Origin of the sequence: Variovorax sp. PAMC28562, assembly GCF_014303735.1 — a bacterium.
Classification (GTDB): Bacteria; Pseudomonadota; Gammaproteobacteria; order Burkholderiales; family Burkholderiaceae_C; genus Variovorax.
On record NZ_CP060296.1, the window covers coordinates 817,463 to 832,273 of the forward strand.

A 14,811-nucleotide genomic window follows, 5' to 3' on the forward strand; every position below is an offset into this window, starting at 1 on the left:
GCGACCGTCCTGCTGCCGATGCGTTCAAGCCACCTGCGCCGACTGCCATCCTGCGATGAGTGCGTGCAAGACGGATGCGTCGGTGCTCGACTTGATCTTCTCGCGCAAAGCGGCATCGCTCAACAGCTCGGCAATTTCGGAGAGGATCTCGAGGTGTTTCTGCGTCGCCGCTTCGGGCACCAGCAAAAAGATGAGAAGCACGACCGGCTGTTCGTCCGGTGCGTCGAAGCCGATCGCATTGGCCAACTGGAACACCGCCGCCATCGGCGACTTCAGTCCCTTGATGCGGCCATGCGGAATCGCGACCCCGTGACCCAAGCCGGTTGAACCAAGCCGTTCACGGGCAAAGAGGCTGTCGGTGATGAGGGCTCGGCCCAACCCGTGAAGGTTTTCGAACAGCAAGCCGGCTTCTTCGAAAGCACGTTTTTTGCTGGTGGCGTCGACGCTCACGAGCACTTGGGCGGGTGGCAGGATGGACGCGAGGCGATTCATGGTGGGGAAGGGCGGGGGCGATTATGCACTGGCCCCGAAAAAAGCAAAGGGCCGCTAGCTTGGCGGCCCTCGATCATGCAAGAGGATTTACCCAAAGGAGAACTACATCACACGTTTAGGCGCTTCGTGATGATGATCTTGCAGACGGTCTTTGTGGCGCACCACCTGACGGTCGAGCTTGTCGACCAGTTCATCGACGGCGGCGTACAGATCAGCGTTACTGCACTCGGCAAACAAGTCACTGCCCTTGACGTGAATGTTGCACTCCGCCTTTTGCCGGCGTTCCTTTTCCTTTTGCTTTTCCACCGTGAGGATCACCTTCACATCGACCACTTGGTCGAAGTGCCGGGTGATCCGGTCCAGCTTGCTCGTGACATAGCTTCGCAATGCGGGCGTGACGTCGAGGTGATGGCCGCTGATCGTCAGATTCATGAATGACCTCCTGGGAAACGTTGCAGAAATGGCCAGCATTCCGGGATGGAAAGTGGCCGGCGGAAACGGAATGGCACCGGAACAGAAACGGAAGGATTGTTGGGAGTGGGGTGGAGCGCCAAGCAGAAAGAGGGTGGGTTCGATTCACTATGCCCACGTTGCCGAGGCATTGCAATCCCTCTCTTTCCCCAACATTTGGGGTGACTTTGGGGACACATTTGTCCGCTACCTAATTCATAGCAGTTCGTGTGCGCCCGCATTGGTCGGCAATTCGATTCAGCCGCAAATCAAAGCCCGGTCGTCGTTACATCGCCACGCCGCCGGCAGGGGATCAACGCCAGCTCGCTCGCATCCGGCTCAGCAAATCGATGGTCGCGGCGGGTGGCGGCACCGCGGGCGCCCTCGCAGGCGGTGCGGGCCATGTCACCTGCTCGAACCGTGCCGTGTCGGCCGCGGTAATGAAGCGAGTGCGCCCGGCATAAAGGTGCCGGTCACCGCGCACGGCCTGCTGCGTGACATAAAAGCGCTGCGGCACCAGCAGGTGCAAGTGGTCGCGCGCCCGCGTCATGGCAACGTAAAGCAACCGCCGCTCTTCCTCGAGCTCCTCGGCGCCCTGAGCAACGTCGGCCGGCATGCAGCCGTCGACCACATTGAGCACGTGAACCGAGTTCCATTCCTGGCCTTTGGCCGAGTGGATGGTCGACAGGATCAGATAGTCCTCGTCGAGCAGCGGTGGCCCAGAGCGATCGCTCGTGGCCTCAGGCGGATCGAGCGTGAGCTCGGTCAAAAATCGCTCGCGCGAGGCATAACCGGAGGCGAGCCGCGCCAGCTGTTCGACGTCGCCACGTCGCACGCCCGAGGTGTCGTCGTGCAGCCGTTCGAGGTGCGGGATGTACCAGCGCAACGCGAGTTCCATATCGGCTGGCCAGCTGAGCGACGACTCACGCAAGGCAGCGTACGTTTCGGCAAAGCGTTGCCATTCGACCTGCGCTGCAGCGGGCGGCATGAATGCCTTTACCGCGGCGCCGGGGTCGGCGGCCACGTCCATGGCATCCAGCAGGCGTGTTGCTGTCGCCGGCCCGATGCCCGGAATCATCTGCGTCACGCGAAAGCCTGCCATCCGGCCGCGCGGGTTCTCGGCAAAGCGCAGCACCGCGAGGAGGTCTTTGACGTGCGCGGCTTCGAGAAACTTGAGGCCGCCGTATTTAACGAACGGGATGTTGCGCCGCGCCAGTTCGAGCTCCAGCGCCGCACTGTGCGTCGAGGTGCGAAAGAGCACCGCCTGCGACTTGAGCGCGAGCCCGCCCTCACGGTGCGCGAGCACGCGGTCGGCCACCCAGCGCGCTTGCTGCGCTTCGTCGGGCACCAGCACGAGTTGAGGCCGGCCGGCCGAAGCCTTGTCGGTCCACAGCGTCTTGGCATGCCGTTCGGCCGCCTGTGCGATGACGGCGTTCGACACGTCGAGGATCGGCTGCGTAGAGCGGTAGTTGCGTTCCAGCGTGACGATGCGCGCCTGGCGCGTGAACTGCATCGGAAAGTCGAGGATGTTGCGCACCGTGGCGCCCCGAAACGAATAGATCGATTGCGCGTCGTCGCCGACCACTGTCACGCCACGGCCATCGGGCTTGAGCGCCATCAGGATCGAGGCCTGCAAGCGGTTCGTGTCCTGGTATTCGTCGACCAGCACGTGGTCGAAACGCGCGCCGACCTGTGCAGCCAACGTGGGCTCGGCGACCATGCCCGCCCAGTACAACAGCAGGTCGTCGTAGTCGAGCACGTTCTGCTGCTGCTTGGCCTCGACATAAGCGCCGAACAAGCGCTTGAGTTCTACCTCCCATTCGGCACACCACGGAAACGCCTGCTTCAGCACGTCGCCCAGCGGCGCACAGGTGTTGACGGTGCGGGAGTAGATCGACAGGCAGGTGCCCTTGTGCGGAAAGCGTCGGGTGCTGCTCGACAACCCGCGTTCATGCCGGACCCAACCCATCAGGTCTTCCGCATCGCCGCGATCGTGGATGGTGAAGTTGTCGTTCAGTCCGATGTGCGCCGCGTATTCGCGCAACAGTCGCGCGCCGATGCCGTGAAAGGTGCCGGCCCAAGGCAACGCCGGCGGCACCTCCGACTTGAGTGCGAACACCCGTGCCACGACCTGGCCGGCGCGGCGCTCCATCTCTTGCGCGGCGCGACGCGAAAACGTCAGCAGCAGGATGCGCTGCGGATCGGTGCCTTGCGCGATGAGCCGCGCCACGCGGTGCGCGAGCGTGCTGGTCTTGCCGGAGCCGGCACCGGCGATCACCAGCAGCGGTCGGTCGTCGCAAGCAGGTTCGCCAAATGCCGCATAGACACCGTGCTCGACCGCTGCCCGCTGTTCATCGTTGAGGTCGGCCAGCGCCGCAGCGAGCCGCTCTGCCTGCGTGGTCGGTGCCGCGCCATGCGCTGAAAGATGCGGAGGGAGAAGGGTCGGCGCCACGGTCTGCATTGGCGCAACTTTACTGGATGCCCATCCAGATGCGTGACCGTTACATGACGGGCCCGGTGACATAATTCGCGCCTTGCTGTAACCGGAGACTCCGCCTTGGAAACCTACCCGTCTTGGCAGCTTTCGGTTCCCGTTTGACGCGCGTGTCGATCGAGGGATTCGGAAGCGCCCCGCCCTCGTTCAACCGCACAGTCCATTCACGGGAGTGAGCCCATGCTCAATATCTTTACGCTCGCCAACGGGCGCCTCGTCCAGGAAGAAATCGAGTCGCTCGAAGAGCTGTCGAAATTCCAGCCGATCTGGGTCGACCTCGAGTCGCCATCGGTCGACGAAAAGCGCTGGATCAAACAGTATTACGGCCTCTCCATCCCCGAAGACGCGATGGACGAGGACATCGAAGAGTCGGCCCGCTTCTACGAAGAAGACAACGGCGAACTGCATATTCGCAGCGACTTTTTGATCGACGACGACGACGACCCACGCTCGGTGCGCGTCGCCTTCATCTTGAACCAGCACAACAGCGAGTTGCGCAGCCGCGGCGTGCTGTTCTCCATCCACGACGAAGACGTGCCGGTGTTCCGCTTGCTGCGCATGCGCGCGCGCCGCGCACCGGGGCTGATCGAAGACGCCAAGGAAGTGCTGCTGAAACTGTTCGACGCCGACGCCGAATACTCCGCCGACACGCTGGAAAACATCTACGACGAACTGAAGAAAGTCAGCGAACAGGTGCTGGCCGGAAAGATGACCGACGACCTGGCCAGCGAAGTGCTTGGCGAGATCGCACGCCACGAAGACCTGAACAGCCGCATTCGGCGCAACGTGATGGACACGCGCCGCGCGGTCAGCTTCATGATGCGCAGCAAGATGCTGAACGCCGAGCAATTCGAAGAAGCGCGGCAGATCCTGCGCGACATCGAGTCGCTCGACAACCACACCGCGTTCCTGTTCGACAAGATCAACTTCCTGATGGATGCGACCGTCGGTTTCATCAACATCAACCAGAACAAGATCATCAAGATTTTTTCCGTGGCGAGCGTGGCGCTGCTGCCGCCGACGCTGGTGGCCAGCATCTACGGCATGAACATGAAGTTCCCGGAGCTGGAATGGCTCGGGCCAACGCTCAGCTACCCCTATGTCGTGGCTTTCATGATCGCCAGTGCCCTGGGGCCGATGTGGTACTTCGGGCGCAAGGGCTGGTTGAGTTGAGCTCGCCCCCAGGTCGCTGCGCACTTCGTGTCGCCGCTCCCACCCCCTGACCGGGGGCAACACCAGCGGCCGGGCGGAGCCCGTGCTGCGGTGTTCCTGAACTGATACCGGGACGTTAGTCGAGCAGGGGGAGAAGGGCGCCGATCAGGGCTCTGGCTTGCTTGCCTGCGACTTGGGAGAGGTACGCGGGGAAGTCGACGTGGGCCGTGTCGTCGGCACGGTCGGAGATGTTTCTTACTGCGGCGAAGGGGATGGCGTAGTCGTGGCAGACCTGGGCTACCGCTGCGCCCTCCATGTCTACGGCGAGGGCTTCGGGGAGGTCGCGCTGCAGGGTCAGCGCTTCATGCGCGGCTGAAACGAAGCGGTCGCCGCTGACCAGCAATCCTTTGTGGATGCGCATGCCGCCGAGGCTGAAGCGGGCGCGTGTCGCGGCGTCGAACACGCCGGTCGAGACGGCGCCTGCGGCCATCGCGAGCAGGTCGACCAACTCTTCGTCGGCGGCGAAGCGCGAGCGGCCGTAGAGCGGCACCTCGTGACGCGGGAACAGTGGCGATGCATCCATGTCGTGCTGCAGAAACGCTGTGCCGATGACGGTGTCGCCGACCCGCACGTCTGGGTGCAAACCGCCGGCCACACCGGTGAACACGATACGTCGAACACCGAAGCGTTCGATCAGCGCCGTCGCCGTGGTTGCCGCGGCGACCTTGCCGATGCGCGACAGCGCCAGCACCACCGGCTTGCCGTGCCAGCGGCCGGTGTGGAAATCGCGGCCCGCATGCCGGACATGCATCGCTTCTTCGAGCTGCTCGCGCAGGCCGTGCTGCTCTTCGGGCAGCGCACTCAGGATGGCCGTCGGCATCAGAGCACCCCGACGTTCGCGGTCGCTTCCGCCATGGCTTGCGCAATCACTTCATGTCGACGCCATAGAAGGTGTGACGGCCGAAGGGGCTCAGCTTGAAGTCGACGACTTCCTTGCGCACCGGCTTCAACTGCACGGCGTGGGCGATGGTGAACCAAGGTGCTTGTTCCTTGAAAATGACCTGTGCCTTCTTATAGAGCGCGTCGCGATCGACCTGCTTGGGCGTCGACTTGGCCTTGACCACCAGATCGTCATATGGCTGGTAGCAAAACTTGGCGACGTTGCCGCCGTTGTTCTTGGCAGCATCGCAGCCCAACAGGGTGTGCAAGAAGTTGTCCGGATCGCCGTTGTCGCCGGTCCAGCCGAACATGCCCATCTGGTGCTCGCCGGCCTGCAGGCGCTTCCTGTACTCACCCCACTCGAATGTCTTGATCTCGGCCTTGACGCCGATCTTGGCTAGATCGGCCTGCATCAGCTCGGCGATGCGCTTGGCGTTCGGGTTGTAGGGGCGCTGCACCGGCATGGCCCACAGGTCGGTCGTGAAGCCGTTGGCGAGACCGGCTTCGGCCAGCAGCTTCTTGGCAGCAACGGGATCGTAGGGATCGTCCTTGACCGCATCGTTGTAAGACCACATGGTCGGCGGAATCGGGTTCTTGGCGGCGACGCCGGTCGTCAGGTAGACGCCATCGATGATCGCCTTCTTGTCGATCGCCATGTTGATGGCCTTGCGCACGCGCACGTCGTCGAACGGCTTCTTCGTCGTGTTGTACGCGAGGTAGCCGACATTGAGGCCGGCCTGCTCGAGCACCTGCACGTTCGGGTCTTTGCGGATGGCGTCGAGGTCCGCCGGGTTGGGGTACGGCATCACATGGCACTCGCCTTTCTGCAGCTTCGCCCAGCGCACCGATGCATCGGGCGTGATCGAGAAAATCAGGTCGTCGATCTTCGCCTTGCCGCCCCAGTATTGCGGGAACGCCTTGAAGCGGACGATGGCGTCCTTCTGGTACTGCACCAGATAGAACGGGCCGGTGCCGATTGGGTCCTGGTCGATCTTTTCAGGCGTGCCGGCCTTCAGCATCGCGATCGCGTATTCCTTCGATTGCACGCCGGCGTACGGCATCGCGAGGTTGGCAAGGAACGGTGCCTCGGGCTTGTTGAGGACGATCTTCACGGTGTAGTCGTCGATGCGATCCACCGTCTTCAAAAGCTTGGGCATACCCATGTCGTTGAAGTACGAGTGGTTCTGGCTCGTGACCTTGAAGTACGGGTCGTTCTCTTTCCACTGTCGCTCGATCGAAAAGATGAAGTCGTCGGCGTTGAAGTCGCGCGTCGGCTTGAAGTTCTTGCTGGTGGTGTGCCACTTCACGCCCTTGCGCAGCTTGAAGGTGTACTCGGTGCCGTCGGGTGAGATGGTCCAGCTCTCGGCCAGACTGGGCTCCACCTTGGTGCCGCCGCGTTCGAACTGGACGACGTTGTCGTAGACCTGCGTGGTCACGTCGAACGAGGTGCCCGTCGTATTGACGGCCGGATAGAAATTCTCGGGACTTCCTTCCGAACAGAAGACCAATGTCTTGGCCGCCGCAGCGCCGCAAGTGAGGGCAAAGGCCATCGGCAGCAGCACCGATGCGAGACGAACATTCTTCATGGGATCTCCTTCTCAAAAAACTGAACGACAAAACGGGTCACGAAGTGACGTGGTGACTCAGCGAATTCAGAACGCCATCGGCGAGCGCGCGATCTGCACCGCGACCGGCCCATCGATGAACTTCTCGGCATAGTGGCACGCCACCATGCGCTCGTCGAGTGCGCGCAGCAGCGGGCGCTCGATGTGGCAGCGTTCGGTAGCGTGCCCACAGCGCGTGCTGAACACGCAACCGGCCGGAGGATCGAGCGGCGACGGCAACTCACCCTGCAACACGATGCGCGCGGTCGCGAGCCCCGGCGTGGATGCCAGCAGCGCTTGCGTGTAGGGATGCAGCGGACGCGCAAAGATGCGCGCGTTAGGCCCCTGCTCCACAGCGTGGCCGAGGTACATGACCAGCACATCGTGCGCGATGTGCCGCACCACGCCCAGGTCGTGCGAAATGAAAAGGTATGCGAGCCCGAGCTCGGCCTGCAGGTCCGCCAGCAGATTCAACACCTGCGCCTGGATCGACACGTCGAGCGCCGACACCGGCTCGTCTGCCACCAGCAGCCGCGGCTCCAGCATGAGTGCCCGCGCGATGGCGATACGCTGCCGCTGGCCGCCGGAGAACATGTGCGGATATCGGTTGGCATGTTCGGGCCGCAGGCCGACACGCGCCAACATGTCGCACGCCTTGGCGGCACGGTCGGCCTTGCTCAACGCCGTGTTGATGGCGAGCGGGTCTTCTAGTACGGCTGCGATCTTCTTGCGTGGGTTGAGCGAGCCGAATGGGTTCTGGAACACCAACTGCACGGCCTGGCGCAGCTCACGCTTGCGGTCGAGCGGCGGGTCGACCGCGTCGACGCCGATCAAAGTGAGGCGGCCCGATGTCGGCTTTTCTATCAACGACACCATGCGTGCCAACGTCGACTTGCCGCACCCCGATTCACCGACCACCGCGAGCGTGCGGCCGCGCGCCAGCCTGAACGAAACGCCGCCGACGGCCTGCAATTTCGCAGGCGCACGGAACAACCCGCGCCGCACCTCGTAGACGCGCTTCAGGTCGACCGCCTCGACCACGGTTTCGCTCGACGAGGGTTCTGTCGTCATCGATTTCAAATCGGGCTCGGCGGCGCTCATGACAGCGCCTCGACTGCGCGCGAACGGTCATCCATGATGGCAATCGACCGATCCGCGTCGCCCAACGGAAAGTGGCAACGCACCTGTGCGTCCTGAAACGCTTGCAACGCCGGCCGCACCGCGCAAGCGTTGGCCGTCGCGTCGACGCAGCGCGGCGAAAAAAGACAGCCCGCAGGACGGTCGTGCACGCCGGGCACCATGCCAGCGATCGTGGCGAGCCGACCTTCCGGCGCAGCGCGTTCCGGCAACGCCGCCAGCAATGCCTCGGTGTACGGATGTTGCGGGGTGCTGAAGAGTCGGTCGACGCGCTGCTCTTCCATCACCTGGCCCGCATACATGACCGCCACGCGCTGCGCCATGTCGGCCACCACGCCCATGTTGTGAGTGATGAGCACCAGCGCCATGCCGCGCTCTTTTTGCAGGTTGCGCAGCAGGTCGAGGATCTGCGCCTGGATGGTCACGTCGAGCGCGGTGGTCGGCTCGTCGGCGATCAGCAAGCGAGGGTTGCAGGCGATCGCCATCGCGATCATCACGCGCTGGTTCATGCCACCCGAGAGCTGATGCGGATAGCTGCCGATGCGCGTCGCCGCCGCCGGAATGCCGACCTGTTCGAGCAGCTCGATGGCGCGTGTCTTGGCTGCACGCTTGTCGAGCTTCAGATGCAGCCGCAAGGTTTCCATCAGCTGGAAGCCGACCGTGAAGCAGGGGTTGAGGCTGGTCGTCGGGTCCTGAAAGATCATCGCGACATCCTTGCCGACCAGGTTGCGGCGCGCCTTGTCGGAGATGCCGAGCAGGTCGTTGCCGGCAAAGCGCATGTGCGCCGCCTGCACGCGGCCGGGGTAGGCGATGAGGCCCATCAGCGCCATCATCGTGACGCTCTTGCCCGAGCCCGATTCGCCGACGATGCCGAGTACCTCGCCTTCGTCGACCGTCAGGCTCACGCCGTCGACGGCGTGCAGCACGCCGCCCTGCGTGGGGAAGTCGACGTGCAACTCCTTGATGTCGAGCAGGCTCATCGTTTCAACTTCGGGTCGAGCGCATCGCGCAGCCCGTCGCCCAGCAGGTTGAAGGCGAGCACAGCGATCAGGATCGCCAGCCCCGGAAACGTCACGACCCACCACGCGCGCAACACGAACTCACGCGCGTCGGCCAGCATCGTTCCCCACTCGGGCGATGGCGGCTGCGCACCGAGGCCGAGAAAGCCGAGCGCCGCCGCATCGAGGATGGCCGTCGAGACGCCGAGCGACGCCTGCACGATCAGCGGCGCCGCGCAGTTGGGCAGCACCTCGCTGAACATGAGCCGCAAGGTACTGGCACCGCTGACGCGTGCCGCCGTCACGTAGTCGCGCGAAACTTCGGTGATGACCGCCGCCCGCGTGATGCGCACGTAATGCGGCAGCACGACGATCGCCACCGCGAGCATCGCGTTGACGAGCCCCGGCCCAAGAATCGCCACCACCACGATGGCCAGCAGCAGGCTCGGCAAGGTCAGCACGATGTCCATCGCCCGCATGATCGCGATCTCGACGACGCCACGAAAGAAGCCTGCGATGAGGCCGAGTGAGACGCCCACGATCACCGACATCGCCACCACCGCGATGCCGATCGACAACGACAGGCGCGCGCCGAACATGAGGCGCGACAGGATGTCGCGGCCGATGGCGTCGGTGCCGAGGAAGTAAGTGATCGAGCCGCCCTGCTGCCAGAACGGTGGCCGCAAGAATGCGGCGCTGTTCGTGAGGTTGGGCGCGTGCGGTGCGATCAGCGGAGCCGCCAACGCAACGAACAACAGTACGACGATGACGACGAGCCCCATCACAGCGCCCCGGTTCGCCGAGAACGCGGCCCAGAACTCGCGCCATGGCCCGGGCGGTGCGGTCATCACGAGGATGGGCGAAGAAGAGGTGGACAAGGCCATGTCAGCGCGACTGCCTGATACGCGGATTAATGACGCCGTAGGCCACGTCGACGAGCAGATTCACGATCATCACGATAACGCCCAGCAGCAGCATGCCACCCTGCAACACCGGATAGTCGCGCCGGCCAATCGCCTCGATCAACCACTTGCCGACACCGGGCCACGAGAAGATCGTCTCGGTCAGGATGGCGCCCGTGAAGAGCACGCCGACCTGAAGCCCGATGACCGTCACTACCGGAATCAGCGCGTTGCGCAACGCGTGCAGCGCGACCACGCGAAAACGCGACAAGCCCTTGGCGCGCGCAGTGCGGATGTAGTCCTCGCCCAGCACTTCGAGCATGGCCGAGCGCGTCATGCGCGCGATGACCGCGAGCGGCACCGTGCCGAGCACGATGGTCGGTAGGATGAGGTGATGCAGTGCCGACCAGAAAGCGTCGACGTCGCCGGCCCGCAGCGAATCGATGAGCAGAAAGCCGCTGCTCGGCTCGATGAAATACTGGACGGCGATGCGTCCCGACACCGGCGTCCATCCCAGTTGCACCGAAAAGAACAGGATGAGCAGCAGGCCCCACCAGAAGATCGGCATCGAATAGCCAGTGAGCGACACCGCCATCACGCCGTGGTCGAAGATGGAATTTCGTCGTACCGCCGCCAGGATCCCGGCTGGAATTCCGAGCACCAGGGCAAAGACGATGGCACACAGCGCAAGCTCTACCGTGGCAGGAAAGAGCGACAAGAACTCGCTCATGACCGGCTCCTGCGTGATGACCGATTTGCCCAGGTCGCCGTGCAGCACCCGCGCGATGTAGATGCCGTATTGCGCGATCAGAGGCTTGTCGAAGCCATAGGCCTTCAGCAGTTCTGCATGGCGCGCCGGGTCGATACCGCGCTCACCGGCCAGCGTTTCGATCGGGTCACCGGGCACCAGACGAATCAAAAAGAACGCGAGCAGCGTCATGCCGATGAAGGTCGGCACCAAAAGGCTCAGGCGCGTGAGAATGAAACGGAACATCGATCGTCTTGATGCAAGACCAGTGCCGGCCGACCGACGCGCGTTTCCGTTCCTGTTACCGGAGGGCGGTCAGACGGCCGCAGCCGGCTTCTTGGCGTCGCGCAGTTCGCGTCTCAGGATCTTGCCGACCGGCGTTTTTGGCAGGTCGGTACGGAATTCGATCACGCGCGGCTGTTTGTAGCCGGTGAGGTTGGCACGGCAGAACTCCTTGACCTGGTCTTCCGTCAGCGTCGGGTCTTTGCGAACGATCACCAGCTTGACCGCTTCGCCGGTCTTCTCGTCCGGCACGCCGACCACCGCGCATTCGAGCACGCCGGCCAGCGTGGCCACCACGTCTTCGACCTCGTTAGGGTAGACGTTGAAGCCGCTCACCAGCACCATGTCTTTCTTGCGGTCGACGATCTTGAAGAAGCCCTGCGCATCGACGGTGCCGATGTCGCCGGTCTTGAGATAGCCATCGGGCGTCATGACCTTGGCTGTTTCATCGGGTCGCTGCCAGTAGCCCGCCATCACCTGCGGGCCCTTGATGGCGATTTCGCCCCGCTCGCCGGCCGGCACTTCGATGCCGTCGTCGTCGAGCAGCTTGAGCCAGGTGCTCGGCAGCGGAAGCCCGATGGTGCCGGTGTAGGACGTGCTGGTGGTCGGGTTGCAAGTGGCCGACGGCGAGGTTTCCGACAGGCCGTAACCTTCGCAAATCGGGCAGCCGGTTTTCTCGAGCCAGAGCTTGGCGACAGCGCCCTGCACGGCCATGCCGCCACCGACCGACACCTTCAGATTCTTCCAGTTGACGGTATTGAAGTCCGCATGATTGGCCAGTCCGTTGAAGAGCGTGTTGACCGCAGGGAAGCTGTGGAAGGTGTGCTTGGACAACTCCTTCAGCGTGGCGGCCATGTCGCGCGGATTGGGGATCAGGATCACTTTGCCGCCGGTGCGCAGTCCCAGCATCATGTTCACCGTGAACGCGAAGATGTGATAGAGCGGCAACGCGCACACGCTGGTCGGCTGCTCGCCATTGGGCACGCGATGCATGACAGGGTCGTTCCAGGCTTCTGACTGGAGCACGTTAGCGATCACGTTGCGATGCAGCAGCACCGCGCCCTTCGATACGCCGGTGGTGCCGCCGGTGTACTGAAGCACCGCGACATCGTCCGGCCCGATGGTCACGGGCTGGAATGTCCGGGCCGCGCCCTGGTCGAGCGCATCGTTGAAGCGCACCGCAGTCGGCAGATTGAAGTCGGGCACGAGCTTCTTGACGTTGCGCACCACATAGTTGACGAGCGCACCCTTCAAAAAGCCGAGCCGGTCGCCCATCGACGCGAGCACGATGTGCTTGATCGGCGTTGACGCGATGCAGTGCTGCAGCGTGACGCCGAAGTTCTCCATGATCACGATCGCCTTGGCACCGGAGTCCTTCAATTGGTGCTCGAGCTCGCGCGGCGTGTAGAGCGGATTCACATTCACCAGAATCAGCCCCGCCCGCAGGATGGCGGCGACGGCCATCGGGTACTGCGGGCAGTTGGGCATCATCGCGGCGACGCGGTCGCCCTTGACCAGGCCGAGACCTTGCAGGTACGCCGCCAACGCCTTGCTTTGCTTGTCGGTCTCGGCGTAGCTGACGTCCTTGCCCATGAAGCTGTAGGCCGTGCGATCGGCGTACTTGGTGAAGCTTTCTTCCATGAGCGTGACGAGCGACGCGTAGCGCGAGGCGTCGATGTCGGCGGGTACGCCTTGCGGGTAGCTGCTCAGCCAGGGGCGGTCTGTCATGTCTCTGTGTCTCTCTTTGTTCGGTGCTCGCGTTCGGGCTCGTGGCTCGCCGTCAGGCTACTCGATCGCCTTGCCCATGTCCTCGACTACTTTCTTCGCATCGCCGAAGACCATCATGGTCTTGTCCATGTAGAACAGTTCGTTGTCCAGGCCCGCATAGCCTGCCGCCATGCTTCGCTTGTTCACGATCACTGTCTTGGCTTTGTACGCCTCCAGGATGGGCATGCCGTAGATCGGGCTGCCCTTGGTGTGCGCTGCGGGGTTCACCACGTCGTTGGCACCGAGGATGATCGCCACGTCGACCTGGCCGAACTCGCCGTTGATGTCTTCCATCTCGAAGACCTGGTCGTATGGCACTTCCGCTTCGGCCAGCAGCACGTTCATGTGGCCCGGCATGCGGCCCGCCACCGGGTGGATCGCGTACTTGACCTTGATGCCCTTGTCAGTGAGCTTCTGCGCAAGCTCCTTCACCGCGTGCTGTGCGCGAGCGACAGCCAGGCCGTAGCCCGGCACGATGACCACCGTCTCGGCGTTGCCCAGCACGAAGGCCGCATCGTCCGCGCTGCCGGTCTTGACCGGGCGCTGCTCCTTGGCGCCGATGGCCGCGGTCGTGGCCTCGCCGCCGAAGCCGCCCAGGATCACGTTGAAGAACGAGCGGTTCATCGCCTTGCACATGATGTAGCTCAGGATCGCGCCCGACGAGCCCACCAGGGAGCCCGCGATGATCAGCATCGCGTTGTTCAGCGAGAAGCCGATGCCCGCCGCCGCCCAGCCCGAGTAGCTGTTGAGCATCGACACCACCACCGGCATGTCGGCGCCGCCGATAGGGATGATGATGAGTACGCCCATCACGAACGCCAGCGCCAGCATCGCGAAAAATGCAATCCAGCTTTCGGTGCCGACGAACACCAGCCCGAGCACCAGCATCAGCAACCCGAGCACCAGGTTGAGCATGTGCTGGCCCTTGAACTGGACCGAGGCACCTTGGAACAGGCGGAACTTGTACTTGCCCGACAGCTTGCCGAAGGCGATGACCGAGCCGCTGAAGGTGACCGCGCCGATGGCCGCGCCCAGGAACAGCTCGAGCCGGTTGCCGAACGGAATCGCGTAGCGCAGAAAGCCGTCGACCAGCACCGCGCCATCGGCCGTCGTGGCGGCCGCGACGGCAGCCACTGGCGGCGGCGTGATGCCGAAGGCCCACGGCTCTGCCACCGCAGCCACGCCGATGAACACCGCGGCCAGACCGATCATGCTGTGCATGAAGGCGACCAGCTCGGGCATCTTGGTCATCTCGACCTTGTTCGCCATGTAGGCGCCGACACCACCGCCGACCACCAGCGCGCCCAGCACCCACGCCAGGCCGCGGCCGAAGTCGACGTTGAGCGACTGCGCCTGGCCGTGCACCAGCGCGATGGTCGTCACCACGGCGATCGCCATGCCGCTCATGCCGAAGACGTTGCCGCGGATCGAGGTGGTCGGATGGCTCAGGCCTTTCAGGGCCTGGATGAAGAAGACGCTGGCGACGAGGTACAGCAGCGTGACCACATTCATGCTCATGTCTTGTCTCCTGCGGGTGCCACGGTCTTTTTCTCTTTCTTTTTGAACATCTCCAGCATCCGCCGGGTCACCAGGAAACCGCCGAAGACGTTGACCGCCGCCAGCGCCACCGCCAGCACGCCCATGGTCTTGCCCAGCGGCGTGACGGTGAGGGCAGCCGCCAGCATGGCGCCCACGATGACGATCGCCGAGATCGCATTGGTCACGGCCATCAGCGGCGTGTGCAGCGCCGGCGTGACGGTCCACACCACGTGGTAACCCACGTAGATGGCCAGCACGAAGATGATCAGGTTGATGACTGTGTGAGATACGGGGTCCATGGCTTCTC

The 14,811-nt window shown here is 63.6% G+C and carries 13 protein-coding genes; 1 reads left to right on the forward strand and 12 read right to left on the reverse strand.

Annotated features, from left to right (window positions below):
• Positions 1 to 24: 24 nt before the first annotated feature.
• The 3 genes from H7F36_RS03945 to H7F36_RS03955 all read right to left on the reverse strand — a co-directional run bounded on the left by H7F36_RS03945 (position 25) and on the right by H7F36_RS03955 (position 3,403).
• The gene (locus H7F36_RS03945) at positions 25 to 492 is read right to left on the reverse strand and encodes a PTS sugar transporter subunit IIA (RefSeq protein ID WP_187053450.1); all 468 of its coding nucleotides are present in this window, start codon (positions 490 to 492) and stop codon (positions 25 to 27) included.
• Between the two features lie 102 nt (positions 493 to 594).
• Positions 595 to 924 carry a ribosome hibernation-promoting factor, HPF/YfiA family gene (hpf, locus tag H7F36_RS03950; RefSeq protein ID WP_187053451.1) on the reverse strand — a complete coding sequence of 110 codons (330 nt, stop codon included), beginning with the start codon at positions 922 to 924 and terminating at the stop codon, positions 595 to 597.
• Positions 925 to 1,255: 331 nt separating this feature from the next.
• A complete protein-coding gene (locus H7F36_RS03955; RefSeq protein WP_187053452.1) occupies positions 1,256 to 3,403 on the reverse strand; it encodes an ATP-dependent helicase in 2,148 nt (715 codons plus the stop codon).
• A gap of 213 nt (positions 3,404 to 3,616) precedes the next feature.
• Here H7F36_RS03955 and corA point away from each other — a divergent pair, with 213 nt between their 5' ends.
• Entirely contained in the window at positions 3,617 to 4,609 is a 993-nt protein-coding gene (gene corA / locus H7F36_RS03960; RefSeq protein ID WP_187053453.1) for a magnesium/cobalt transporter CorA, read from the forward strand.
• A 115-nt stretch (positions 4,610 to 4,724) separates the two neighbouring features.
• On the opposite strand, the gene H7F36_RS03965 is transcribed toward corA, so the two are convergent.
• The 9 genes from H7F36_RS03965 to H7F36_RS04005 all read right to left on the reverse strand — a co-directional run bounded on the left by H7F36_RS03965 (position 4,725) and on the right by H7F36_RS04005 (position 14,803).
• A complete protein-coding gene (locus tag H7F36_RS03965) occupies positions 4,725 to 5,468 on the reverse strand; it encodes a 5'-methylthioadenosine/adenosylhomocysteine nucleosidase (RefSeq protein ID WP_187053454.1) in 744 nt (247 codons plus the stop codon).
• A 46-nt stretch (positions 5,469 to 5,514) separates the two neighbouring features.
• Positions 5,515 to 7,113 carry an ABC transporter substrate-binding protein gene (locus tag H7F36_RS03970; protein ID WP_187053455.1) on the reverse strand — a complete coding sequence of 533 codons (1,599 nt, stop codon included), beginning with the start codon at positions 7,111 to 7,113 and terminating at the stop codon, positions 5,515 to 5,517.
• A 66-nt stretch (positions 7,114 to 7,179) separates the two neighbouring features.
• Entirely contained in the window at positions 7,180 to 8,232 is a 1,053-nt protein-coding gene (locus H7F36_RS03975; protein ID WP_222620431.1) for a dipeptide ABC transporter ATP-binding protein, read from the reverse strand.
• Positions 8,229 to 9,248, reverse strand: a complete 1,020-nt coding sequence (locus tag H7F36_RS03980; RefSeq protein ID WP_187053456.1) for an ABC transporter ATP-binding protein — start codon at positions 9,246 to 9,248, stop codon at positions 8,229 to 8,231. Before H7F36_RS03980 ends, H7F36_RS03975 begins: the two co-directional genes overlap by 4 nt.
• On the reverse strand, positions 9,245 to 10,150 hold the full coding sequence (locus H7F36_RS03985; protein ID WP_187053457.1) for an ABC transporter permease subunit: 906 nt from the start codon (positions 10,148 to 10,150) through the stop codon (positions 9,245 to 9,247). The genes H7F36_RS03980 and H7F36_RS03985 overlap by 4 nt, the downstream gene beginning before the upstream one ends.
• A 1-nt stretch (position 10,151) precedes the next feature.
• A complete protein-coding gene (locus H7F36_RS03990) occupies positions 10,152 to 11,162 on the reverse strand; it encodes an ABC transporter permease subunit (RefSeq protein WP_187053458.1) in 1,011 nt (336 codons plus the stop codon).
• A gap of 69 nt (positions 11,163 to 11,231) precedes the next feature.
• Positions 11,232 to 12,926 (reverse strand): long-chain-fatty-acid--CoA ligase, encoded by a 1,695-nt coding sequence (locus H7F36_RS03995; protein WP_187053459.1) that lies wholly within the window; start codon positions 12,924 to 12,926, stop codon positions 11,232 to 11,234.
• A 57-nt stretch (positions 12,927 to 12,983) separates the two neighbouring features.
• Positions 12,984 to 14,483: an NAD(P)(+) transhydrogenase (Re/Si-specific) subunit beta gene (locus H7F36_RS04000; RefSeq protein WP_187053460.1), complete on the reverse strand. Its 1,500-nt coding sequence runs from the start codon at positions 14,481 to 14,483 to the stop codon at positions 12,984 to 12,986.
• Positions 14,480 to 14,803, reverse strand: coding sequence for an NAD(P) transhydrogenase subunit alpha (locus H7F36_RS04005; protein WP_187053461.1), 324 nt, complete (start codon positions 14,801 to 14,803; stop codon positions 14,480 to 14,482). Before H7F36_RS04005 ends, H7F36_RS04000 begins: the two co-directional genes overlap by 4 nt.
• Positions 14,804 to 14,811 lie beyond the last annotated feature (8 nt).